Source organism: Pseudomonas sp. TCU-HL1 (genome assembly GCF_001708505.1).
Lineage (GTDB): Bacteria > Pseudomonadota > Gammaproteobacteria > Pseudomonadales > Pseudomonadaceae > Metapseudomonas.
In genome coordinates this window covers 3,573,593-3,598,635 of the sequence record NZ_CP015992.1, presented here as the reverse complement: position 1 = coordinate 3,598,635, position 25,043 = coordinate 3,573,593, and the positions used below count along the sequence as shown (strand labels likewise).

Sequence of the window (25,043 nt, the reverse complement as noted above, 5' to 3'; positions counted from 1 at the left end):
ACTTTGCGAGTTGGGCTCGCCCAATCGGGGCGCGAGATGAAGCTGCTAAGAGGAACTATTTGGGGCACGTAACCGCTAGAGAAAGCGTAGTCCGGCCCTGGCCATACTCATGGCGAACTCGGCTGTCCGCAGGTTAGGCAGGGCAGCTCAATCGTTCGGCCGCCAAGATGTTTGGCCACGGCCACGGCCACGGCCACGGCCACGGCCACGGCCATGAGCGGTGCAGCGCCCGCACAAGCCCGCATTAGGAAGCCGGGCCGCAGGCATCAGCCGCGCCGAGCGCGGGCATGATGGAAACGCGAATGGGGCGAGACACCGGGACCGAAGGGCTTGGCGGCTCGATGCTCAGCACAACCGTGCCGCCCCTTGGCAGCAGCATTTCCAGAACTTAACCAATACAATCCCAGAATGTGGGGACGCACTGGCGCATTGGATCTTCGCAGAAGCGCCAAGCGGGTGACTGATTAGGAACTTGAGGGGGCGACATGGCGTCAGCCAGCCAGGACTTTGAGCGCTTTATCGCCTGGCTTCATCAGCCAGAGAAGGAAATCCCGTCAGATGTGCGTAAGCGTCCGGCGATCCCACCTTGCTTGATTACGCTGGTTGCCATCTGTGCGGCAGCAGTTCCGCAATTTCACTCGCCCGCTGCGTAGGCAGCCGCGTCAGGACATCCTTCAAATAGGCATACGGATCATGCCCACGCTCCTGCTGGCAGCAGGAGCGCACCGATTTCAGTGCAACCCCTATTCAGCTTGACTCTGGAGTTAGCTCCAAGGTTTATCCTGACAATGTGGTGATTCGATTGATTTCGCCCATAACGCCATCAATAGGAAGAGGAGCCCTGGAAATGACTGCCAAGCGTAAAGTCGAAGTGTTTAGCGCGGGTTGTCCGGCCTGCTCGGACGTAGTGGCCTTGGTACAAGGCCTGGCCTGCCCGTCTTGCGAAGTCGTCGTACTCGACATGCATGACATCGAGGTGGCGAAACGCGCCAAGGCACTTGGGGTGCGCTCGGTGCCGGCTGTAGCGATCAATGGCCAACTCGCCGATTGCTGTGCTGGACGTGGCGTGGACGAGCATACCCTGCGCGCCGCCGGCCTCGGCCAGCCATGACGCGATGCTGACCATCGGCAAGCTGGCTCAGGCGGGCGAGATAAGCCCTGACGCACTGCGCTACTACGAGCGGGAGGGGCTGCTGGCTCCCTCGACCAAAACCGAGAGTGGCTACCGTCTCTACGGTGAGGAGGCAGTGCGCCGCGTCCGCTTCATCCAGCGCGCCCAGCAGTGCGGCTTTACTCTCGCGGAAATCCGCGAGCTGCTGCACCTGCGCCAAAGTGACGGAGCCTGCTGTAACGACGTGCGACAGCATGTGATCGAGAAGAAACTCCAGCTCGCCGCCAAGATTCGGGCGATGCAGGCCATGTCCGCCGCACTCGACCGACTGCTGGCCGACTGCGTCGACGGGACGAAATCGGTCGATGATTGCCCGATCCTGGCGGCCTTTGAGCAGATAGATCTCGACGCGGAGGGCCCGCCATGAAGATCGAGCTGTTCTACTCGCCGGGTTGTGAACGCTGCGCAAGGGCTAAGGCCGATCTTCGCGCGATAGCCGAAGCCACAGTCAACGATGTCGAGTGGCGCGAAATCGACGTCCTTGACGCGCTCGACCGCGCCGTCGAGGTAGGCGTGCTGACACTGCCCGCACTCGCCATTGATGGCACGCTGGCCTTCGCCGCACTACCAACACCGACGCAGTTGCGCCAAGAGCTGCTCCGGAGGGTCAAGCATGGTTGACCTGTCACCTGATGCATTGCGCCTGGCGGTCGAGGCCATGGGCTATGGCGCGGTCGGAGTCGGCTTTCTAGCGGGCATCGTGTTCAGCACCAATCCTGTCGCCGTGGCCGCTATTCCGGTTGCACTAGCTTATGTCGCCCACGCGCGTGCACCGCACGAGGCAACGCGATTGGGTGGCCTGTTCGTGCTCGGCATGCTCGTCACCCACGTTTTGCTTGGCCTGATCGCCGGACTGGGCGGGCGCTGGGTTGGCGATCTGATGGGCCGAGCATGGGGGCTAATGCTCGGCCCGTTGCTAATCGCACTCGGCTTCGTCTGGGTGGGGTGGCTGAGGCTACCACTGCCGGCGCTCGCATTACGCGCCAAGCGCCCGACAGGCGGCTGGGGTGCGTTTGCGCTCGGAGTGCCATTTTCCCTTGCCGTCTGTCCAATCTGTACCCCGGCTTTGCTCTCGCTACTTGGTGTCGTGGCCATGGTGGGTTCGCCTTGGCTTGGAGCGGTAGTCTTGTTGGCCTTTGCTCTAGGTCGCGCGGTACCCATCCTATTGGGCGCATGGGCTATCCATTGGCTAGAAGCACTCCGCACGCTGGGCCCCTTCAGGCGTGCATTCGACGTGGCCGCCGGTCTAACCCTGATTGCGACGGGTTTGTATCTGCTGAACGCCTACTACCTCGTGATTCCGACGCTGGCCAGTTGAGTCAGGAAAAACAGCTGCGGGACTCAGTCCAGACGCTTCGGATTTCCTTGCGAAGGCGTTGAGCCATTTCCTGCGACATGAGCGGGGCCTACGGGTTGTCCCGGGCTGGATGCGTTGCTCGCCCATGCGGGGCTGAACCTACTACGAAACTTTCGTAGTAGGACTTCGCGCGCGTGCCCCGCGCTTCGGGGATGAGCCATGTAAGGAACTTCGTAAGCGTCGACCCAAGTCATCTTGCGTGATTCAGGCAGGCGCCCACCGATGCGGCAGCAATTTCTCGATCTCACTCGCCCGCTGCGTCGGCAGTCGTGTCAGCACATCTTTGAGATAGGCATACGGATCATGTCCGTTCATGCGGGCCGACTGGATCAGGCTCATGATCGCCGCCGCTCGTTTTCCGCTGCGTAGCGATCCGGCAAACAACCAGTTCGAGCGGCCTAGCGCCCATGGCCGAATCTGGTTCTCGACCGGATTATTGTCGATGGGCACAGCACCATCCTCGACATAGCGAGTCAGTGCCAGCCAGCGTTTGAGGCTGTAATCCAAGGCTTTCGCCGTTGCTGATCCGTTGGGCACCCGATCACGCTGGGCCAGCATCCAGTCATGCAGCGCGTCGAGGATCGGCGAAGCTTTTTCCTGCCGTATTCGCCCGCGTTCTTCATCGCTCATGTCCCGTGCTTGCCGTTCGATTTCGTACAAGCCGCCAATCGCGTGCAGTGCCTGTTCGGCCAGTTGGCTTTTGTTCGCCGCGTGAAGATCGAAGAACTTGCGGCGGGCGTGGGCCATGCAGCCGATTTCGGTGATGCCTTGCTCGAAACCGGCCTTGTAGCCAGCGAAGTCGTCGCAGACCAGCTTGCCATTCCACTGGCCGAGGAAGTTGCGCGCATGCTCGCCGGCACGACTGGGGCTGAAGTCGTAGACCACGGCTTTCAGATCGGCGAAGGGCGTGGTGCTGTAGGCCCAGACGTAAGCCCGATGGGTTTTCTTCTCGCCCGGCGCGAGCATTTGCACCGGGGTTTCGTCAGCATGGATCACGCGTTGGCCCAGCACGGCTTCGCGCAGTGCATCGACCAGCGGCTGGAGCTGCACGCCGGTTTGCCCGACCCACTGCGCCAGCGTCGAACGAGCGATAGCCAGGCCGGCACGGCCGAAGATCTTTTCCTGCCGGTACAGCGGCAGGTGGTCGGCGAATTTGGCCACCATCACGTGAGCCAGGAGGCCGGCGGTGGGGATGCCCTTGTCGATCACCTGGGCCGGCACTGGTGCCTGGATCAGTGTTTCGCACTGGCGACAGGCCCATTTCCCACGTACGTGCTGTTCGACGGTGAACACGCCCGGCGTGTAATCCAGCTTTTCGCTGACGTCTTCACCGATGCGTTGCAGCTGGCAGCCGCAGGCGCACTGGGTGGTGTCCGGTTCGTGATGGATCACGGTGCGCGGGAATTGCGCTGGCAGCGGTGTGCGCTTGGGCTGTTGGCGTGGTTCGGCTGGGGCAACCGTAGGATTGACGGCTTTCAGCTCGGCTTCGATGGCCATGATGTCGGTGTCGAGCAGGTCTTCCAGCAGGCTGCCCTGGTCAGGGCTCAGTTGCTCGCTGCGCTTGGCGAACTTGTGCCGCTTGAGCAGCGCGATCTCGTGGGTCAGCTGTTCGTTGACCGTTTCGATGCGCTGGATCTTCTTGCCCATCGTATCGACCTTCCGGCCCAGCGTATCGACTTGCGACATCAACTGCGCGGCCAGTGCGCGCAGTTGGTCAGGGGTCATCTGGTCGAGATTGGGCGAGGCAGCCATGCCGGCGATTGTGCCAGCGCGGGCAATCAGCGGCGACGCATCGATAGGCTAATGGCAGGTGCTACAGCACTGTGATCGAGCCGCCTGCACCGACACGTTGCCAGGGTAAACCCAGCACTAAAGCCTGAAGTTGCTCGGCGTCCAGCTCCACTTCGGCTCCCTGTCGAAGACCAGGCCAGCAGAAACTCCCCTGGTGCAATCGCCGGGCAGCGAGCCAGATCCCGACACCGTCGTGAACCAGCACCTTCATCCGGTTGGCACGTCGGTTGGCGAACAGATAAGCACAGTGCGGCTTCGCCGCACCGAACACGGCCACCACCCGCGCCAACGCGGTGTCAGTGCCGGCACGCATGTCCATTGGCTCGGTGGCGAGCCAGATGCTGTCGATGCGGATCATTGCATGAGCCTACGCACGAAACGGGCGCAGCCTTCAGGATCGGAGGTTGGCCACTTTACCGTGAGCGTTTGCTGCCCGAGCGGTAGCTCGATGATCACCGATGCCTCGGGCTGGCGCTTCGGCTCAGTGTTTAGCGGAATGAATGCAGGCAATGTCGTCGTCGGTTGATCGCGGTAAAGCGGTAGCCATTTACGGACGACGTTGGCGTTGATGCCGTGGCTCAAGGCGACACTGGCCACCGAGGTGCCTGGCTGGAGGCATTCCTGGACGACCTGGGCCTTGAAGGGCTTGGGGTAAGAGTTTCGCTGGCGCATGAGGATCCGCTTGCAAGGGCTAAAAATGGTGTCCACTTAAATAGGTGGACACCATCGCCTTTAATGCAGGGATCAGGTAGGTGCCTTCGCTGAACGCTTACAGATGTGCGGCGTCTTGCCAATCTGATGCTCGCGAATTTCGACGCTTTGGCCCAGACCTCGCGCCATCGCAGTCTGCGTTCTGTCTATCTGACCGGGCGGGCTCGTGCGGCGCTTACCCAAACATCGGACGAGGCGCCCGTTGCGCAGGTTGCCGCGGCCAATGGGGCTTGGCCTTGGAAGCGACTACGGCATCTGACGCTGGGGCCATTCCGTGGTTTTCGCACCCCCGAGCCCTTCGATCTCCAGAAACGCATCATCCTGGTCTATGGGCCGAACGGCAGTGGCAAGACAAGTTTTTGCGACGCACTGGAGTATGCCCTGCTTGGCGCGGTCGAAGAGGCCGAGAGCAAACGCATCGACCCCCGCGTCTATCTCGCCAACCTCCATGAAGGGAGGTTTGCTCCACCCGCGCTGAAGGCAACCGATCACCAGAATCGTGAGTTGGATGTTGCAGCGAATGAGGAAGCCTATCGCTTCTGCTTCGTCGAGAAGAACCGAATCGACGCTTTCTCGCGTATTGCTGCGAGGCCCGCAGGCCAGCGTTCCGAGTTGATTGCCACCTTGTTTGGCATGGACCAGTTCAGCGATTTTGTCAGCCACTTCAATGAGAGCATGGACGGCCAGCTCGTCCTTGAACCTGAGAAAGAGCGGCTCTTGAAGGCGCGCCGTGAGGCGTTGACCAACGACCAAGCCACTGTCGACGGCGACGAACAAGCACTGGAGTCGCTGGACAAGGAAGAAGCCGACTTGGCAAGCGGTCATTCCGCGGAAATGACTTATGCCGGCCTGAAGCAACTGATCGGCAGCGAAGAGGTGCCAGGCCGCTTGCAGGAACTGGAAGGCATCCTCAATGCCGTCCCCCCTGCCGCTATTGGCCTGACGCGCGACGGCCTTCTTCGGGCTTTCGAAGCGGCCCAGGAGCGACAAGAAGAGGTCGGCAGGATCGAGACGGCGTTGGCGGAGCGAAGCGCGCAGGTTTCGTTTAGGGCTCTCTATACCGCCGTGCTCGCTCTTCAAAATACCGAGGGTGATCATTGCCCCGCCTGCGATACGCCACTGACGGGGCCGATACACGTCGTCGCTAATCCCTATGAGAAGGCCGAAGTGGGTCTGGCCCAACTGAGAGACCTCGCAGAGCTGCAGGAAAACCTCGCGACCTCTCAAGGGGAATTCGGAACTGCATCGCGGGTATTGCGGCAGCAAATGTCAGTCATGAGCCGGTTCGTCGCTACTCTGCAGGAGGAAGAGACTGCTGTCGGACGCTATCTGGCAGAGCTACCGGCTGAACCCGTCGGCGCTTGGTGGACGGTTCTTCAGCCAGAACAACCACAAGTGCCGGAGGCGGTGTCGCTTGAACAGCTGGTTGCGGTCGCCGACCAAGTGGCGGCACAAGACGCCGCCGCACTCCTTGCCCAACAGGAGCGCCAGAGAAACATCTCGGAACGCGATGGGTTGAACGAACTCCGCTTCAGGGTGCAGGCTCAGGATCTCAAGCGTCAACAGCATGTCGATAACGTCGCCGCTGCGAAAGTCCGAATTGCCGCGTTCGATGAGGCAAATGCCGCGCTGTTAGAACAGGTCGTGCAAGAGGAGTTGGACATAGAGCGCGACGCTCCAATCAAGGCGGCCTACGACCGCTTCCTGACGGAAATTAGAAAATACCGCGAACAGCTGCCGGGAGGGCTGATGGCTGGTCTCAATGAGACGGCGATGTCCCTCTATAACGAGTTCAACCGAAATGACCTCGACGCCGACAAGCTTGCAGAACTGCATTTCCCCCTCACGGGCGAAGGCAAGATCGAAATCGTCTTTCGAGGAAGACCAGGTGTGCGCGTCGACGCGTTGCACGTCTTAAGCGAAGGGCATATCCGATGCCTGGGACTGGCTATTCTCCTTGCCAAAGCGAAGAGTATCGAAAGCCCCTTGGTGGTTTTTGATGATGCGATCAACGCGATTGACCATGATCACCGCGGCGGTATCAGGGAAGCGATCTTCGAGAACGACAATTTCCTAGACATGCAGCTTATCGTTACCTGTCATAGCAACGAGTTCATCAAGGACATCCAGCAGCATCTGCCCCAGAGGCAGCGAGACCAAAGCACGGTCATCCTGTTCCGTCACCACACTGGCGACTATCAACCGCGAATTTCCAGACAAGTCCCCATCGGCAATTACATCGCACAGGCTCGGGCCGCCAAGGATCTGCTGAATGATCGTGGAGCACTGGCTGCCTCTCGCCAGGCCCTCGAGATGTTGACGGAGAAGGCGTGGGGATGGATGGCCAGTCATGACCTCGGGCTTCTTAGCCTTCAACTTGCTGGGATGGGCAAGGAACCTGCACTGCGAAACGTCTGCGACGCGATCCACAAGAAACTGAGGGACTCTGCCGCTTTCAATCACGCAAGCAAAGCACCATTGATAGCAGCTTACGGCAAGATATTGGGAATTCCTGAAGGTAACCTCGTATGGACTTACCTGAACAAGGGCACCCATGAGGAAGCAGACCGGGACGACTTTGACGCCGAAAAAGTTGAAGACGTCGTTCAGACCCTCGAAGCACTGGATGTGATCGAGCTACGTCGAGGACGATAGCGGCACGCGACTGGCGCAGCAAAAGGGGGGCCGCGCCCCCTTCGCCTATAGCAGGCCTTTCTTGGCGAAGGGCAGCGTATTCTTGCAAATAGCGATGATGTGGCCCAAAGCTACGACACTTAGGGCGACCTGCTTACGCCATCGAGCTTTCGTTGCAGCAATGACACAAGGGTGAGGATGTCCAGGGCATCCTGTTCGGACATGGGCCAGTTGGTTTTCGGGGCATGCGCCAGCGGATTGCGGACAGCGCCGAACAGGCCAATCAGCAAATTGGCAAAGCCGCGCTGTTCGCTCTTGTCAGATTCGGAAGTCAGTGGCCCCAGGACCAGGACGGGGTGCTGGCCCATGAACGCCTTGGTTACCAGTTCGGCGCCATCGCCGGTCAAACCTGACAGGTTGCGAATCCGCTCGGCGACTCCCTTCGTGGCTTCAAAGACCGCGTGGAAGTAGTTCTCGTCCATCAACTCGGCGCGGCAGTAATGCAGCACTTCGGGGTGAACGGAACGGGTTTCCAGCGCGGCTCTCAGGCGGCCGGCGCGAGCGCGGGCGGCATCGAGGGTGGTCGCCTTGTCGGTAAATGCGACCTTGCCGTCATCACGAACATAGAAACCTGCAAATGCCAGGACCACATTCAGTTCGTCACGGCGCCAGGCGAAGGTTCCTGGGTCACGGGCGTAGCTCACTGGGTTCATGGCCCGATTGATGAACATGATGAGGTGGTTTCCGACCTGATGTCTGTTTTGGACACCCGCAAGAGCGTTGAACAGGCGCTTCCACTTGGTCATGTCTGGCGACGGGTCTTGCACATTGATTTCTTGCAGCAGCCGCCCGATTTCGGTGCCAGTCAGGCCATTGCTGGTATCGGCAAGTACCCGACAGGCAGCTTCCAGCTGCTGGGAATCGAAAGGGTCGATCCTTGCTGCCACTTAATCTCTCCTGTGGGGGGTGACCCGTCAGATCCATTCGAGCCGAGCGACGTCGGCGTGATCGTCTGTCCCGACAATCACGAACAAGGCATGCTCGTAGCCGAGTTGGTCCTTGTAGCCTTGGAGTTTCGCCAGGTCGATCGCCGGATCAACTCGGCTCGTCGATTTCTTGAATTCGATGACGAGGTAGTTTTCGAGGCTGCCCCGACGGTGAACGATGACATCCGGGTAAACGGTTTTGGCATCGTCGTCTTCGCTGTCTGGGTAGAGCCCAAGGTATTCCAGCCTCTTCGGCTCTACCCCGTCCCGATTGTATTCGCAGTCTACGGTCCACTCGGGCAAATGTGCCTGGAGATAGAAGGCAAAGCGAAAGGTAATGGAGCGCTCGTTGGCATCCACTTCCAAGAGATGACGATCTCGGTCGAGCAGTTCGGTCAGTGCGGCCGCTACCGCTTCGCCGGGCGCGAAACGTCTGAGCGCTTCGTTTTGGTCAGGGCGCAATGACATCCCACAAGCTCCGTTTGTTTGAACCCGTCGCCACTTTACACGCCGCGCAATCTGGGAACCTATTGCCACATAGAATTATGGTCGCGAACATATTTGCCCATAAACCAGCCGCAATGATCGGGCTCTAGCGCTGGGAAGACGAACGTCTTGGAACCCCACTGGTTCTGTCGGTTGCCAGCAGCCAATCAAGGATACATTGCATATCATTGAACTTAGATATTCATGATCGTCGGTTGGGGAGGCAGCTATGAGCCTGATCGCTGAACACGTTGAGATTCGGTCCAACCTAACGGGCGACGTGAAAGGCCTATCCGCGCGCCTGCGAGCAGAAAAGGCTGAACAAGCGGTCGTCATAACGCTGGATCATGCCTCGGGTGAAACACTGGCTGCGTTGGGCGAAGCGCTGGAAGCGGCGGCTCGCCTCATCACCGACACTATGCTCAAGACCCAGCAGGCCACTGTTGAGCAGATTATTGCGCTGCTGGTGCCTAAGGCTCCTATACGGCCGGCCGTCTTCACGGAAGCGCAGATGCTGGCCAAGGCCAAAAAGGCTGTCTTGGAGAGCGGCAACTGGTTATCTGCGGGAGACATCGCGAGTCTGGCCGGATTCACTTCCAGGAACTCCAGCTCGCAACCTAACCGATGGAAGCGAGAGAGGCGAATCTTCGCCATCCGCCACAACGGCAGTGACTACTTCCCGATTTATGCCTTGGACAAGGATGCGGGGTATCGCCCGCTTCCGGCCATGGCCGAGGTATTGAAAGTGTTCGAGCGGCAGAAGGATGGCTGGGGACTGGCGTACTGGTTTGCATCAGTAAACAGCTACCTTGGCGGCAATCGACCTCAAGAGGTATTGGCCACACAGCCTGAGCGAGTAGTCGCTGCAGCGTATGACGAAATTCAGGGAGCCACACATGGCTGAAGACAACACGCCAATGCAGGAAGCAGAACAGGTAAGTACCTCCCCACCTGGAGAGGGCGAGCGCAGGGCTCAGCGCGGCTACACACGTCAATATCGGGCTGCGGGGGCTGCTATTTATGATGGTCTAGATCGGGGAGATCTGCAGTGGGTCGGTCTTGCTGATCGCAATGCAGGAATCGCCGACGACGTAGTTCTCGGTTACCCAGGGCGGGTTATTGGGCATCAGTTCAAGACTTCTCAGTTCGCTCAGCGCTTCACATTGCGCACCTTGTTCTTCGGTGCGGAGGGGCTTTTTGATCCTCTGATTACTGCTTGGAAGGAGCTCAACCGCAACAACCCTGGACTGCTCGTCGAAGTTCGGCTGGTTACCAATGATATACCGTCAACTGACGATAGCCTGATCGGTACCAAGGGTTTTCATAGCGCAGCGTTTCTGTCTGAGTTCGAGCTGCACTCAACCCGTTTTCTTGCTGAATGGCGTGATACCGCTTGGGGGCCTTGGATTCACGAGTTGCTCACGCGGAGCGGCCTAGAGGACGAGGCATTCGAACTCTTCCTGCGCTCCCTAAAGGTTCTCCACGGCCCAGCGGCCGACTTTGTCCTCACGCACCGCTTGAGTTCAGACGCAGCGCGACTCGCTAATGAAATCGCAACCAAACTCCCACTTTTGGTTGCCGACCCGCGAAACAAAGATCAGTGGTCCCGAGCGGAGCTTCTCCAAGAACTGGGCTGGCGTGACGCTGCGGTCACCCGTCATGCCCACCAGTTTCCGATTGGCGCTTATGTCCAGCGTAACCTGGCGACTGAGCAGGCGTTGCGTGAAGCCATTCACCGCTATGCAAGTGGCTATGTGAGCCTAATTGGGCCTCCAGGCGCCGGTAAATCGACGCTGTTGCAGGCGTCGCTAGAGGCTGAAGAAGGTGTATTTCTGGTTCGCTATCTCGCCTATGTTCCAGGCATTGGCCAGGGGGTCGGCCGTGGTGAAGCGAACGATTTCTTCGATGACATAAACACTCATCTCAAGAACACGGGTTTAAGTGGTCTGAAGTTTCGCGACGATACGCTGCATGATCGACGGACCCAGTTCGAGACATTGCTCGAGCGAGCGGGGCAAAGGTTTGCGAAGTACGGGCAGCGTACGCTCATCATTATCGATGGCCTTGATCACGTCCCGCGCGAGGAAATACCTGAGCGGTCTTTCCTTGCAGAGTTGCCATTGCCAGGGGCCATCCCTGATGGGGTTTTGATCATTCTCGGAACGCAGCGAGTTGACTTGGATGGGATCAGGCCTGCTGTTCGAGACCAAGCAGGTAGCGCTGGTCGAAGCATCACGGTTCAACCATTGGCCAGGGAGGCTGTGTACCGCATGGCCGATCGCCTGGGCCTGGACGGAAGCATCGATCGCGAACAAATATTCGACCTGTCGAGCGGGCATCCGCTGGTGGCGCGATACCTCATCGAAGCTGTTAGAGAGACCGATGAGTCCGGACGAAAGGAGCTGCTCGCCGGAGCCATCAAGTTTGAAGGCGACCTGGAAGCAGTCTATGAATCCGCTTGGAGGACCATTTCCGAAAGCGATCAGGCGCGTGGGGTTCTCGATTATCTCGCCCGCGCAGAAGGGGCAATGCCGCTTGAGTTGCTCACGGAAGCTGTCGCGGAGCAAGCCATCGAACTTGCATTGCGTGCAACCAGGCATCTGCTGAATGAAAGCCCTCAAGGCTGGATGGTGTTTCACAACAGCTTCAGGCTGTTCATTCTGAACAAGCCAAAGATGCGCCTCGGACGCGTCGATCCGGGATACAGCAAGCGCATCTACGAGTCGCTTGCCACCATGGCGCGAGTGGCGCCGGCAGACTCTCAACAACGGTGGCTAGAGCTGCGATATCTCGCACGCGCCGAGAATCACGTACAAGTTTTGGCGTTGGCTTTGCCTGAGCGATTCCGGCAACAAGTTGCTGAGCGACGCGCCTTCGCTGAGCTACGCGCCGATCTTCGTTTGGCGTTTGCCTCGGCGCAACACTCGTACAGCCCCCTTATGGTTTTCCAGCTGATGCTGATCCAAGACGAGGTGGAGCGCCGATGGGGCGCCTACGAAGAGGCGCGTTCGTTGCCAGAAGCTCTGCTCGCCATAGGCGATCTGGATGGTGCGGTAGCGTTTGTTGAAGACATTCCCGACTGCGGCTATGAAGTTGTGGATGCGTTGCTCAAAAAGGGGGACGTTTCACGCGCTCGCACGCTATTTGACAGCTTGGAGCCGCTGCAGCAGCTGATGAGCGGGGCAACTGACCGTAACTCACTCGAAGTCTCAGAGCTTCAGGAGTGGGCGCAACGCGTGATTCACTTCCGCGACCTGGATCAGATCCTAGCTGCGATTGACCGGTTGTCCCGGATGGCCAGGTTGCCGGGAACTGACACCGATGAGGACTACGAAGATCTCGTATCCCTTTTGCGGGGAGAGGTCGCCCTCTCGATCATCGTTGCCAGTCCCGAGACCGATAAGGTGACTGTGATCCAGGACCTGGAGCTCGAAGGTACGGCTCTCGTCACCTTTCTCATCCTGGCCAGTGCCATACACGCTGATCGAGGCGCAAGTGGTGTTGCTGTTGAATACCTTCAGGCGGCTCACGCTCGTGAAGACTTCGAGGCAGCCTATAACGCCCTGCGACGGCGCGCTGCACTCACTGCGGCCAAATGTGGTGACATTGAACTTGCAATAGCGATCCACCGGGGATTGACCGTTCCCGAGGTAGCCGAGTTGGATGACCTCACGGGAGATGATAGTTCCGAACATATGGTTCGAGCCGTCTTGGAGCATGCCGAACTGACTGCAATGCTAGGTCAATGCGCTCCGGTGGTGAGCAAGGAGTCCGCACACCACACGCTTAGGCCCTTGCAGATTCATGCGGCGACCAGCGGCGAACTTCTCGGCAGGGCCCAAAGAGATCCATCCGCTGTGCATGCGAATGAAGTCGCGCGTGCGGCACGGTCTGCGCTCACTTATCTCGACAAGGTCAAGCCCAGTGGCTCGCATGAGTTCTACTCCATCCATCAAATAGCCGCCGCCAGTCCCGTACTAGGCAAAGCCCTGCTTCAAGCTGCGGCCTTGTGCGGGGAAGACGAGTTCCAAGCAACGCTTGCCGTATTCGATGAGGCATTTGCAAAGCCTCCCAGCAACCACGGCCCGCGTGCCAACCTGCGTCGCCAGGTCGCTGAGCAACTCTTCCATTGGACCGGTGATACTGAGAGAGCTTCTCTCACGCTTGAATCGTTGGTTTCGGAGTTGCTGGAGAGAACCCCTGCCGCGCAGATCGAGGAGATTTCCTTTCTAGCGACTTCATTTGCCCGCGTAGGCAATTTACCGAGAGCTCATGAGCTGCTGGCATGCATTCCTGATGAGTCTCTAGGATCCGCATTGGCTCCAAAGAAGGATGGCCGCTACTCGCTGTGGAGAGACCTGCTTCAGCAAGCGAATGCGGCAGATCCCAGCAGGCGATCGGAGCGCGTTGCCCAGATAATGCGACAGATGTCTGGTATGGCTGAGACCGATGGCGACGCTTCGGCCTATCGCATGTCCCAAGTTGTTCTCGAAGAGGCCGTGCTGTGTGACTGCGCGACAGGATGGTCGGCTGGCCAGCGCCTAGTTGCGGATGGATTGATCGGCTGGCCCTTATTGATCGATTCCCTTTTGGTCGGACTGGTGAAGCGCAATCCACAGATGGCGTTAGTCGCTACGGCCACATGGTGCACGCTTTCGCTTCCGTACTACATGGAGAAGTACTTCTACGAGCACCGACTTGGGCTTTTCGTGTCGGTAGTGGTCGAGGCAGCTTCCGCAGATGACATTCAAGCCGCCATAGACCTCCTTCTGCCTGCCATTGAGGCTCATGCTCGAGCGCATGAACGAATTGCGTTACTGGAGCGCTTGTTCAAGGCGGTCGCTGGGCGAGGCGTTTTCTGCGATGCCTTGAGCGCAGCTTGTGCTCGTTGGGCAGCAGAAGCGTTACCGTCACGGCACTCAGCTACACCAATGCGATTTGACCATGTACAGTCACTGGAGGATCTGAAGCAGCAACTGGCTGGCAGCTCGCCAAATGAGTTCGGTTACGAGGCCTCGAGGGCATTTGTGCGCTTGGTGCCTGATTCTTGTTTTGCGACGGCGCAAGAGCTCTTCGACAAACAAGAATCCATCCAGCGAGATCCACGGGCGCGTCTGACACTGATTGATCTGGCCATCGCGGATGGCAAGGTCGGTGTCGCTCGGGAGTTGTTCCTGGGATACAAGGAGGTCGCTGAAGGGGCCGCGAGTTGGGTTTCCTGGATTGGCGGAAACCTAAGGCAGTTCTACAGCGCCAAGCTCAAGCTTGATGGGCCCGGTGTTCGCCGGGAGGCATATGACAGCATCGTTGGCGGACTTGCCTCCGGCCGGGAGTCGGTTTCATTAGCCTTGCTCGAGCAAGAGGAGATCTTTCAGGTACTCGTCGAATCCCCCGATTTCGCGGGGATGTGGAGCTGCCTGGCCGAGCAACTCGTATCTACTCGGGAACACCACTTGGGCGCCGAGTTCATCACAGAGGGGAGCCAGGACGAGGTTGATCTGATCGTCTCGATGTTAGTCTGGGCGCTGGATCTGTCCGTTCCTGAGGTGCGCCGGCATGCCATCAGCGGAGTGCTCTCTCTCAGGTCAGTGCCAGGGGGGGATATCGTTTTTCTCCGGCTACTTCGGCGGCTCTTCGCAGGAGAGGCGGACCAACCTGCAGTAGGTATCCACCTTCTGTTGCATTGCGCAGATGCTTTACTTGCGGCTGAACTCGGTGATGAAATCCTTCGGCTGACCCAGCACGCTGACATTGCCGTTGCGGAAGGGGCAATCCATCTGGCGAAAGGATGGGGTTTGTCGCCCCCAAGGAGGACTGAGCAGTTGCCGGCCTTCTATTCGTTTGCGCTGAACGAAGGAGAAGAGTTTTCCGCTTCCCAATTGGCCGATTCAGCTGGCGCGCCAATGCGAGTGGAGGATCCGTTAGGCTGGACCGCAGCTTTCAAAACGCTGATCGGTTTCCTAGAGCGATTCGATATTTCCCCAACACACGTTCGGGAACGTTGCAGCATGTTCATAAAGCGCTGGGGCGGCCTAGAGACCTTCGGTGCTAACGCCACGCAGCAGTTGTTGAGCGAGTTGCGCACCCTCGAGATGAAGATGACTTACGTGCGTCCCCACATGGTGGGTGCAGCCCGGGCGATGAGGTATGTCGCAGGGGAGCTGAGAGCAGGAGGGGTAATTCCCGATCAAGCCATCCCCCATCTGCTTTATCTGATGAATTACCCTACACCGCCGGCGCTACAGATTTCGCCGATTGCTCGACCTCCCTTCATCTTGCGGCCCCCGCTAGACACTACTCATTGGCAATCCGAGGCAGACGATTGGCGGAAAAACGTCGAGGAAGACATTGCACCATTGAACGTTGCCGAGGGCACGATTCTTGTAGAAATCTGTGAGTTTTACTTCAGAAAAGCGCAGACGACGTTCGATATGAAGCGTGTGCGCGCTCCGGGTTTGCCCTCGTTCGATCGCGCGTATCCAGAGCTCGACGAATATGAACTGCTACCCCGGGCAGTTTGGGCGGGGAGTCCCGTTCCGCTTTCATCCGAACCGTCCGAGACCATGGTTCGCATGCTCTCCACAAGTTGGAACCAGGATCTGCCGCGCGTTCGTCTGGTGATTTGTCCGCATTGGCTGGCCGCATTAGCTTGGCTGCCGAGTCCCAGCAATCACATGGAGTATGTGGACCAAGACAACAATGTCGTCGCGCGAATAGTGTGGTGGCGCGATGGAGGTCCCGTTGACGGCGACGAAGAGTGTATCTGGGGTGAAGGGACCTACATAATTCTGACTCCGGAAGGGCGAGGTCAATTAGAGAGATTAACGGGGCCGCTTGAGATAGATGTTTATGCTCGCCGAAGGACAGCCTCTGCTTGGCGAGACGAGGGACGAGTGCAAATGGCTGGTGCGGCTTCTACCGAGCCCTAAACGCCGCGCGAGCGAGGTCTCCTAAATCCAAGCTTGTGCGGTGCTCATTAGAGTAAAGACCTACGCCGCCATGCAGGCAGCTGCTCAGCAGTCGCGCTGATGCCGATGATCGTTGATGAGATCATGAAGGGAGGAGGCTACAGCAGAAGCCGGGCGACGACCCGAACCTCCCGGCGGCTGGGACCCAGGCGGCTATGAATAACCAATTTGCGTATTTACTGAGGCAGAGGTGTAGCCGCGCTAGAGCACCAGCCCGGCCATGTCGTCGGTACCGGCCAAGTCTGGCGCATGCATGGCAGGAGTCGAAGATGCCACGGCGAATAACCTGGTGGGCTAGCGCGGGTGGATTCGCTCTTCGGTTCGGGTGATCATCGGCTCAATTTTCTGACCGGAGCCGATGGCCATGGGCAAGGATAACGAGGTCCACCCGCTAACCGAGTTGCTAACGATCGCAGCCAAGGCGGGTATCGGACTTCTGCCCGGAGGCGGAACGCTTACTGCTGCGTTTGAGGCGGTACACCTGCTCAGTGGGCAAGCTGCCAAACAAATGGAAAAGCGCGCCGAGGCTAGATTTGGCGAGTTCATCACCAATGTCTTCAATGGCAACGTAACTCCGTCGCTCACTGAGTCTCTTACGGCTGACGACTACCATGCTCTGCTCTCCGGTTGCATGGCCGACATGGAGAACGAAAAAGCCAAGTATTACGGCAAGCTCACTGCTGCGATCGGGAGGGGCGAGGTAACCGGTAGCGCGCGGCGTTTCTTGATACTGATGCTGACGCAGCTTTCCGAATCACAACTTCAGATGCTTCGTAGGTCGCTAATCGCTTTGCACTACAAAATGCGTCCAGCGCAAGGGGCGGGAAATTTGGGTGGGGAAGAGATTCTTCAGATTACGGATGTGATCCGTGATCTTGTGCGTAATTGCATTCCCTTGACCATCTAGTTGCATTGGGTTTGACCATCCGATTGCATTCGTACTGACCACCGAATTGCATCCGATCTGACCACGGTTGATAGGACATCCGATCCGTCCAGTAGGCAGCCCCACATCCGCCCGAGGGCTCCCGCTAACGCTCCTGCGCGGCTGTGGATATTCCTGAGCAGAACGACGAAGCGGATGACCGGTACATCAGAGACGACCAAATGACCCCAATTTCGCCCTTTTCCCCGTAGTGTCACCTTGACATCGAAATGGCCCGAGCCTTAGCTGACAGCGTTGCTTCACAGATGAGATGTCGTGATAGGGCAAGGGATGGCCTGTTGCTGTCGTACACCGGCTTCTCTGCCTGACAAACTAACGGAACGTACTGCAGCCCATCGCCAATGCGCCGCAGATCCGTGTGATACAGCGCAGTGAAGCAGGGCCGCAAAATGTCGGATGAAGAACCGCTTCCAGGTGATCAAGCTGAGACGGATACAGGGCTAGCCTGCCTGGTCATGCTGGCTCGGTTTCACAATATCGCCGCGTCTCCAGAGCAACTGGTGCATGAGTTCGCCGACAGCGGTCGTCCCTTTGGCAAGTCCGAGCTGTTGCTGGCGGCAAGCAAACTAGGCCTGAAGGCCAAGTCTGTTCGCAGTCATCTCGAACGCCTCCCAAATGCTCCCCTTCCCGCGATCGCCGTTTCTCAGGACGGGGGCTTCTTCATACTCGCCCGCATCGACAACGACAAGGCGCTGATTCAGGACCCGAGAGTGCAGCGTCCAGAGGTGTTGAGCCTTGAGGCACTAACCGCATGCTGGACCGGCGAGTTGCTGCTGATCCGCTCCGAGGCCTCGGTGGCCGGCGAGTTGAGCAAGTTCGATTTCACCTGGTTCATCCCAGCCATCGTCAAATACCGCAAGCTGCTGGGCGAAGTTCTGCTGGTGTCCTTCGTGCTGCAGCTCTTTGCCTTAGTCACACCACTGTTCTTCCAGGCGGTGATGGACAAGGTGCTGGTCCATCGCGGCCTATCCACTCTGGATGTGATCGCCATTGGCCTGCTCGGTATTATGCTGTTCGAGTCATTGCTCTCGGGCCTGCGCAGCTACGTGTTCGCCCATACAGCCAGCCGCATCGACGTTGAGCTTGGCTCGCGGCTGTTTCGCCATCTTGTGACCCTGCCGTTGGCCTATTTTCAGGCACGTCGGGTGGGGGATTCAGTGGCACGGGTACGCGAGTTGGAGAACATCCGCAGCTTCCTCACCGGGAACGCCATTACCCTGGTCCTCGACGTGTTGTTCTCGGTGGTGTTTATCGCCGTGATGTTTGTCTACAGCGGGTGGCTGACGCTGGTCGTGGTGCTGTCCCTGCCGCTGTATTTCCTCATCTCGCTGTTCATCACCCCCGTATTGCGGGCGCGTCTAAATGAAAGCTTCACCCGTGGGGCAGAGAATCAGGCCTTCCTGGTCGAGACGGTGAACGGTATCGACACGCTGAAAGCCCTGGCGGTGGAGCCGCAGGTCACCCGCAAATGGGACAACCAGTTGGCCGGCTACGTGGCGGCGAGCTTCAAGACCCAGACCCTGTCGACCCTGGCCAATGAGGGCGTCGGCTTGGTCGGCAAGCTGGTCACCGTGGCGACCCTGTGGCTCGGGGCGCGGCTGGTGATTGATGGTGACCTCTCGGTGGGCCAGCTGATCGCCTTCAACATGCTGGCCGGACGTGTCTCGCAGCCGATCATGCGCCTGGCCCAGTTGTGGACCAACTTCCAGCAGACCGGGGTCTCGGTCCAGCGGCTGGGCGATATCCTCAATACCCGCACCGAGTTGAGCCAGGCCGCCCGCAGTGCTCTGCCGCCGCTCAAGGGGCGGATCGAGTTCGACCAGGTGCACTTCCGCTACCGCTCCGATGGCTCGGAGGTCCTCCGCGGCATCAGCTTGCAGATCCCGCCGGGGGAGGTGATTGGGGTGGTCGGTCGTTCAGGTTCAGGCAAAAGCACTTTGACTCGCCTGCTGCAGCGGCTCTACACCCCTGAGCGTGGACGGGTGATGGTGGACGGTATGGACCTCGCCCTAGCCGATGTGTCCTCGCTGCGCCGGCAGATCGGTGTCGTGCTACAAGACAACATACTGTTCAACCGCAGCATCCGCGAGAACATCGCGCTGACCGATGCTGGCGCCCCCATCGAACTGGTGATCCAGGCGGCCAAGCTGGCCGGCGCCCATGAGTTCATCCTCGAACTGCCGGAGGGCTATGACACCGTGGTGGGTGAACACGGGGCGTCCCTGTCCGGTGGCCAGCGTCAGCGCATTGCCATCGCCCGCGCCCTCATGGGCAATCCGCGCATCCTGATCTTCGACGAGGCCACCAGCGCCCTGGACTACGAGTCCGAGCGGATCATCCAGCAGAACATGCAGAGCATCTGCCAGGGTCGCTCGGTGATAATCATCGCCCACCGCCTGTCCGCGGTGCGCGATGCGCACCGCATCGTCGTGATGGACCGCGGACAGATCGTCGAGGAAGGCACCCATGCGGAGCTGCTCACTCATCAGGCAGGGCACTATTCGCGCTTGCACCGCTTGCAACAAGGCGGTGCCGCATGAGCGCGAAGCGGGATCTGCTGAATCGGTACCGTCAGGTGTGGCGCCATGCCTGGCGCCACCGCAAGGCCATGGATGCACCGGTCCGCCTGAGCCATGAGGTGCAGTTTCTGCCAGCGGCTTTGGCCCTGCAGGAAGCGCCGATACACCCTGCGTCGCGGGTCATTCAATGGGTGATCATGACCTTTGCCGGGCTGGCATTGCTCTGGGCCTGCCTGGGCGAGATCGATGTGGTGGCCATCGCCAGCGGCAAGATTGTGCCCAGCGGCAAGAGCAAGGTAATCCAGCCCAGCGAAGTGGCGGTGGTCAAGGCAATCCACGTGCAGGACGGCCAGCAGGTCGAGGCCGGCGATTTGCTGGTGGAACTGGATGCCCAGATCACCGCCGCGGATGTCGAGCGACTGACCAGCGACCTGTTGGCGGCGCGGGTGGACAGCGCTCGGGCCACGGCCTTGTTGGACTCGATCCAGCACAACCGAGAGCCAGGCTCGTTGGCCGATCTGATCCCTCAGGCCAGCCCCGCGCAACAGAAGGCCGCGAAGCGCTGGGTGCAAGGCCAGTACCTAGAGTTACGCAGCAGCCTGGAGCAGGTCGATGCGGAGATCGAACAGCAGGCCGCCGAGATCCAAGCGGCGAAGGCTTCAGTTGCCTCGTTGCAGGAAAGTCTGCCCATCGCCCGGCAGCTTTCCCGCGATTACAAGCGGCTGCTGGACAGGGGCATTCTCGGCAAACACGCCTGGCTGGAAAAGGAGCAGGTCCGCCTGGATCAGGAGCGCGAACTCCAAGTGCAGCAGGCTCGCGTCCTGGAGCTGAAGGCAGCGAAAAAGGAAGCCGAGCGCCGTCGACAGGGCATCCTCGCGCAGACTCGCCGCAGCATGCTCGACCTGCAGCATGAAGCTGATCAACGTGCCGCGTCCCTGACCCAGGAACTGAAGAAGGCCGAACAGCGCAACCGGCTTATGGCGCTCACAGCTCCGGTGGATGGCACCGTCCAACAGTTGGCGATCCATACCAATGGCGGTGTGGTGACGGAGGCCCAACCGCTGATGGTCATCGTCCCCACCGACCAGCCCGTGGAGGTGGAGGCGATGCTGGAGAACAAGGACATCGGATTTGTGCGCCCAGGGCAGGAAGTTGAGATCAAGGTTGAGACCTTCACCTTTACGAAATATGGGGTAGTGCACGGCACTGTGATCACCGTCTCCAGCGATGCTGTCGAGGATGAAAAGCGGAGGCTGCTTTATAGCACTCGCATCCAGTTAAAAGAAAACAGTGTCCTCGTTGGCGCAAGCAGAATTGCTCTTACACCAGGAATGGCAGTGCGCGCAGAGGTACGTACCCAAACAAGAAAAATCATCGAGTATTTTACCAGCCCATTTGAAGAATATATAGAAGAAAGCTTTCAAGAGAGGTAGCCAATGATTAGCAGCGTATGGCGAGAAGTCCCAAGCAAAAAAAGGTTTAAGGCTTTTGCATTATGGATTCCAATCTTGTTCATCGCCTACTCAATTCTTCCATTTAGCTATGAAATGCTGAATCAAATTCCAGGCCATCTAATTGAGTCAAAAGGTATTCTTTCGGTTAAAAAAATTGGGAAAAATGTATATACAACAATATCTGATGGACAGAGCACGCAAGTACTTACCTGTGCATCTAGCTTTAGTGGTTACACTGAATGCCTGCCCCATAAAATTAGACCTACTGTCATAAACAAAGAGGCGAAGGCCCTTTGGTATGAGCAAAAGGTCTTGCCGTTCGCGACGAGCAATAGATTGGTAGAGCTTTATGTTGATGGAAAAGCAGTAATCACCTGGGAGATGTCAAAAGAGAGAATGGCCAGGAGTAAGAAAACCAGCATCTATCTGTATTTTGGGGGAATGATACTAATCATGTCGATTTCCGCCTTCTTTATGAAGAAGGCAAGGGAGAGCTAAATGGACCCCAAAACATTAGACGCAATTTCTAGCGTCCTGGCATATTACGGTACTCCTGTCGGCACTGCTCCGACAATAAATAATGCAGTCGCAGGTGACGCAGTTGGAGCCTCCTTTGGAGCATTGCAGACGCTGGCCGGCATTGCGGACATGCTAGGAAAAGGGCTTGCTCCTGCGTATGGCATTGCAATTGGCACGACTGGTCTGATTATAGATATTGGAAAGATGATCAATAGCTATAATGAGAACAATGGGCAAATAAATAATACGGATATTTGGTCTGCTGCCTCCAACATAGCGGCGATTACAGGATCAATTGCCATGACAGTTGCAGTGGGTGCTGTAGTTGGAGGGGCTACAGCCGCGGCATCTGTTCCAATATTGGTTGGTACTGCCGTTGTAGCAACATTAGCGGGAGCTGCACTAACTGTGGCTTCGTTAGGTGCAACTGGCACAACAGATGCTGGGCCGCTGATGGAATTTATGAAAGACAGCTTCACTGAACTTGGGAACATGCTGGGTAATGCATATGATGCCGCAGTCCAAGGGCTTTCTGATGCGATGACCGCTGCGAGTGACTTTGGCCAAGCATTCGGTGATTTCGTCGGAGACTTGCTCGGGGATATGTCTGATGCTTTCTCAGACGCTGGTGACGCGATCGCTGATAGTCTTGATGGTTTGATTGATCAACTCGGCGATCTTTTTAATGATGCGCTCAACGCTGTTTCTCCATTGATTCTTGATCTTGATGGCGATGGTGTTGAAACGTTAAGCAAAAACATGGGCATCCATTTCGATCACGATGGAAATGGCTTTGCTGAAACGACTGGCTGGGCCAATAAGGATGATGGCCTGCTCGTCTGGGACCGCAATGGCAATGGTCGCATTGATGACGGCAAGGAGTTATTTGGAAATAATACTCTATTAGCCAGTGGCCAGAATGCCGCCAATGGATTTTTAGCATTATCGGAACTGGATACAAATTTGGATGGGAAGATTGACACAAGCGACTCTGCTTTTAATCAGTTGCGCGTATGGAAAGATGCAGATAGTGACGCCATAGTCGATGCTGGAGAATTGCTGGGTCTGGCGGAGGTGAATGTTGGCAGTCTAAGCACTAGTTTCACCAGTCAGAATCAGGTTGATCCCCAAGGAAATAAAGTACTGCAGGTTGGGAGCTATACCGATACCGATGGCATAGTCCGCAGCATGAACGATATTTGGTTCGGCGTGGACACTGCACGCACTATAGACCTCAATCAAGTGGCTCTAAGTGACGAAATTGCTGCGCTGCCAAATGTAGAAGGATTTGGCAATGTAGGCAGCCTGCAACAGGCAATGGAACGGGATGGATCTGGAGAGCTTAAAACTTTAGTATCGCTATTCAAAGGCGAACTAAATTCGGCAGCCAGAGATTCTTTGCTGGACCAGATTATATTTGCATGGACTGGGGCCAGTGCCTTTACCGCAGCAAGCCGTGGATCATATATTTCTGATGGCCGCAAGCTCTATGCCCTCGAATCATTTGTAGGGAAGGCTTTTATCCAGGGAAGTGGCACTAATGCAGGCCTATCCAATCCAGGCCCCAATGCTGCTGAAGTGCTAGTGAATGCCTATGCAAAACTGGCGGACTTTATCAAAAAAACACTAATCAGCGAGATACATGTAAAGCCTTACTTCAAATATGTCAAATTTGAACTGGTCAACAATGTCTCTTCTCCTATCTACAGCGATGTAGCAACGGCATTCGAGCAAACCTTTGCAACATCACACGTCCGCGGGATGGTGGACCTGATGTATTTTATGGAGAGCCCTATTGTTAATGGTGGCGCTACTTTTACATCATTGCTTGATTCGTTTATTAACGGCATGTCGGTATCCGAGATCGCAGCAGTAGAGTCAACCAATACGGGGTTGAAACTTGGCACCACTGGTAATGACATTCTCTCGACCATTGATGACACCAATCATGTGTTGAGAGGTTTCAGCGGAAGTGACACGCTCACATCTGGCGCCGGCAATGACCGGCTGGAAGGCGGTACCGGCAACGACGTGCTCAACGGTGGCCGCGGCTCCGACCTGTACCTGTTCAACCTCGGTGATGGCCAGGATGTCATCAACGATGACAACGCCTCCTACATCTACGGCGGTGTTGACGTGTTGCGCTTTGGCGCCGGCATCCTCGCCAGCGACATCGCCGTCAGCCGCGTGGGCACTGGCCTGCTCCTCAGCCACAGCAACGGCCAGGACCGGGTCACGGTGAGCAACTGGTTTACCGAGAACACCGGGCGCTACCAGTTGGAGCGCATCGAGTTCGCCGATGGCACGGTGTGGAGCAGCGCGGCCCTGTCCGCCCAGTTGCTGACGCTGACCGGTGGCGCCGGTGATGATGTGCTCACCGGGGTCAGTGCCGACTTTACCCACGTCCTCAGTGGCGGTGGCGGCAACGACACGCTGACCGCCGGTGCCGGCAATGACCGGCTGGAAGGCGGTACCGGCAACGACGTGCTCAACGGTGGCCGCGGTTCCGACCTGTACCTGTTCAACCTCGGTGATGGCCAGGACGTCATCAACGATGACAACGCCTCCTACATCTACGGCGGTGTCGACGTGTTGCGCTTCGGCGCCGGCATCCTCGCCAGCGACATCGCCGTCAGCCGCGTGGGCACTGGCCTGCTCCTCAGCCACAGCAACGGCCAGGACCGGGTCACGGTGAGCAACTGGTTTACCGAGAACACCGGGCGCTACCAGTTGGAGCGCATCGAGTTCGCTGATGGCACGGTGTGGAGCAGTTCGCAGGCCGCATCGAGAGCCAGTACCGATGGCAATGATGTAATTGTCGGGACTAGTGGCCATGATCGTCTGCAGGGCGGCAAAGGAAACGACCTCTTGCAGGGTGGCGATGGCAGCGATATCTATATTTTCGCTGCGGGGGACGGTCTGGACACGATCAACAACCTATCCAGCACCCCGAGCGACGTCGATTTGCTGCGGATTGATGGGATTACTACCCAGGACCTATGGCTTTCCCGAGAGGGGAACAATTTGGTGATCGACGCTACTGGCTCGACAGATCGAATCACCATACAGGACTGGTACACCAGCGCCGCCCAGCAGGTCGATGTGATTCAAGCCGGAAGCTCAGCTCTTTATGCCAGTGCGGTGAACAATCTAGTCAACGCTATGGCGGAGTTTGGAGCACCCGCCGGCGGTGAAATCAGTTTGACTCAAGAACAGCGCGATCAGGTCAATGCAGTGATTGCAACTAATTGGCAGTAAGTTGTGCGGTGTACAGGCAGCCCGTCAAATTCAGGCTACGTGAATACAGGCTGATGATGCCATGCCAACGCCCCCGACTGGTTCGGGGCGTTGGCGTTTTGGGCGCGCCAGACAAAGCCGGGGCACTTCAGACCATCCGCTGACTAGCTTTCGTGCCCCACCACCCGTTTGAGGTTGTCCTTTAGTCTGAGGGTTCTATCGCGTGACCCCGCGGCGGAGACCGTCAACTTAAAAAGGTCGTTG

17 protein-coding genes and 1 pseudogene are annotated in these 25,043 nt (G+C 57.9%); 12 read left to right on the top strand and 6 right to left on the bottom strand.

Annotation, left to right across the window (positions count from 1 at the left end):
• Positions 1–594: 594 nt before the first annotated feature.
• A pseudogene (locus THL1_RS29040) lies at positions 595–702 on the bottom strand (transposase domain-containing protein); the annotation flags it as partial.
• A 145-nt stretch (positions 703–847) separates the two neighbouring features.
• Here THL1_RS29040 and THL1_RS16690 point away from each other — a divergent pair.
• The 4 genes from THL1_RS16690 to THL1_RS16675 are packed head-to-tail and all read left to right on the top strand — an operon-like array spanning position 848 to position 2,489.
• A complete protein-coding gene (locus tag THL1_RS16690) occupies positions 848–1,111 on the top strand; it encodes a thioredoxin family protein (RefSeq protein WP_069084278.1) in 264 nt (87 codons plus the stop codon).
• A gap of 4 nt (positions 1,112–1,115) precedes the next feature.
• Positions 1,116–1,538: a heavy metal-responsive transcriptional regulator gene (locus tag THL1_RS16685; RefSeq protein ID WP_069084277.1), complete on the top strand. Its 423-nt coding sequence runs from the start codon at positions 1,116–1,118 to the stop codon at positions 1,536–1,538.
• A complete protein-coding gene (locus THL1_RS16680) occupies positions 1,535–1,792 on the top strand; it encodes a glutaredoxin family protein (RefSeq protein WP_069084276.1) in 258 nt (85 codons plus the stop codon). The genes THL1_RS16685 and THL1_RS16680 overlap by 4 nt, the downstream gene beginning before the upstream one ends.
• A complete protein-coding gene (locus THL1_RS16675; RefSeq protein WP_069084275.1) occupies positions 1,785–2,489 on the top strand; it encodes a cytochrome c biogenesis CcdA family protein in 705 nt (234 codons plus the stop codon). The genes THL1_RS16680 and THL1_RS16675 overlap by 8 nt, the downstream gene beginning before the upstream one ends.
• A gap of 243 nt (positions 2,490–2,732) precedes the next feature.
• Here THL1_RS16675 and tnpC read toward each other — a convergent pair whose 3' ends face one another.
• The 3 genes from tnpC to tnpA form a co-directional block, all read right to left on the bottom strand.
• The gene (gene tnpC, locus THL1_RS16670; protein ID WP_069084274.1) at positions 2,733–4,280 is read right to left on the bottom strand and encodes an IS66 family transposase; all 1,548 of its coding nucleotides are present in this window, start codon (positions 4,278–4,280) and stop codon (positions 2,733–2,735) included.
• A gap of 61 nt (positions 4,281–4,341) precedes the next feature.
• Positions 4,342–4,677, bottom strand: a complete 336-nt coding sequence (gene tnpB, locus THL1_RS30715) for an IS66 family insertion sequence element accessory protein TnpB (protein WP_069084273.1) — start codon at positions 4,675–4,677, stop codon at positions 4,342–4,344.
• The gene (gene tnpA / locus THL1_RS16660; RefSeq protein ID WP_069084272.1) at positions 4,674–4,991 is read right to left on the bottom strand and encodes an IS66-like element accessory protein TnpA; all 318 of its coding nucleotides are present in this window, start codon (positions 4,989–4,991) and stop codon (positions 4,674–4,676) included. Before tnpA ends, tnpB begins: the two co-directional genes overlap by 4 nt.
• A gap of 105 nt (positions 4,992–5,096) precedes the next feature.
• On the opposite strand from tnpA, the gene THL1_RS16655 reads away from it, so the two are divergent.
• The gene (locus THL1_RS16655) at positions 5,097–7,685 is read left to right on the top strand and encodes an AAA family ATPase (RefSeq protein WP_237234725.1); all 2,589 of its coding nucleotides are present in this window, start codon (positions 5,097–5,099) and stop codon (positions 7,683–7,685) included.
• Positions 7,686–7,804: 119 nt separating this feature from the next.
• On the opposite strand, the gene THL1_RS16650 is transcribed toward THL1_RS16655, so the two are convergent.
• On the bottom strand, positions 7,805–8,611 hold the full coding sequence (locus THL1_RS16650; RefSeq protein WP_069084271.1) for a TIGR02391 family protein: 807 nt from the start codon (positions 8,609–8,611) through the stop codon (positions 7,805–7,807).
• A 27-nt stretch (positions 8,612–8,638) separates the two neighbouring features.
• The gene (locus THL1_RS16645; RefSeq protein ID WP_069084270.1) at positions 8,639–9,118 is read right to left on the bottom strand and encodes a hypothetical protein; all 480 of its coding nucleotides are present in this window, start codon (positions 9,116–9,118) and stop codon (positions 8,639–8,641) included.
• Between the two features lie 247 nt (positions 9,119–9,365).
• On the opposite strand from THL1_RS16645, the gene THL1_RS16640 reads away from it, so the two are divergent.
• The 7 genes from THL1_RS16640 (at position 9,366) to THL1_RS31085 (ending at position 24,800) form a co-directional block, all read left to right on the top strand.
• On the top strand, positions 9,366–10,040 hold the full coding sequence (locus tag THL1_RS16640; RefSeq protein ID WP_069084269.1) for a hypothetical protein: 675 nt from the start codon (positions 9,366–9,368) through the stop codon (positions 10,038–10,040).
• Positions 10,033–16,065, top strand: coding sequence for an AAA family ATPase (locus THL1_RS16635; protein ID WP_069084268.1), 6,033 nt, complete (start codon positions 10,033–10,035; stop codon positions 16,063–16,065). The genes THL1_RS16640 and THL1_RS16635 overlap by 8 nt, the downstream gene beginning before the upstream one ends.
• A gap of 403 nt (positions 16,066–16,468) precedes the next feature.
• Positions 16,469–17,011 (top strand): hypothetical protein, encoded by a 543-nt coding sequence (locus tag THL1_RS16630; RefSeq protein ID WP_069084267.1) that lies wholly within the window; start codon positions 16,469–16,471, stop codon positions 17,009–17,011.
• A gap of 428 nt (positions 17,012–17,439) precedes the next feature.
• A complete protein-coding gene (locus tag THL1_RS16625) occupies positions 17,440–19,590 on the top strand; it encodes a type I secretion system permease/ATPase (protein ID WP_069084266.1) in 2,151 nt (716 codons plus the stop codon).
• Entirely contained in the window at positions 19,587–21,002 is a 1,416-nt protein-coding gene (locus THL1_RS16620) for an HlyD family type I secretion periplasmic adaptor subunit (protein WP_069084265.1), read from the top strand. The genes THL1_RS16625 and THL1_RS16620 overlap by 4 nt, the downstream gene beginning before the upstream one ends.
• Before the next feature lie 3 nt (positions 21,003–21,005).
• A complete protein-coding gene (locus tag THL1_RS29735; RefSeq protein ID WP_145928319.1) occupies positions 21,006–21,521 on the top strand; it encodes a hypothetical protein in 516 nt (171 codons plus the stop codon).
• The gene (locus tag THL1_RS31085; protein ID WP_083245919.1) at positions 21,522–24,800 is read left to right on the top strand and encodes a calcium-binding protein; all 3,279 of its coding nucleotides are present in this window, start codon (positions 21,522–21,524) and stop codon (positions 24,798–24,800) included.
• Positions 24,801–25,043: the final 243 nt, after the last annotated feature.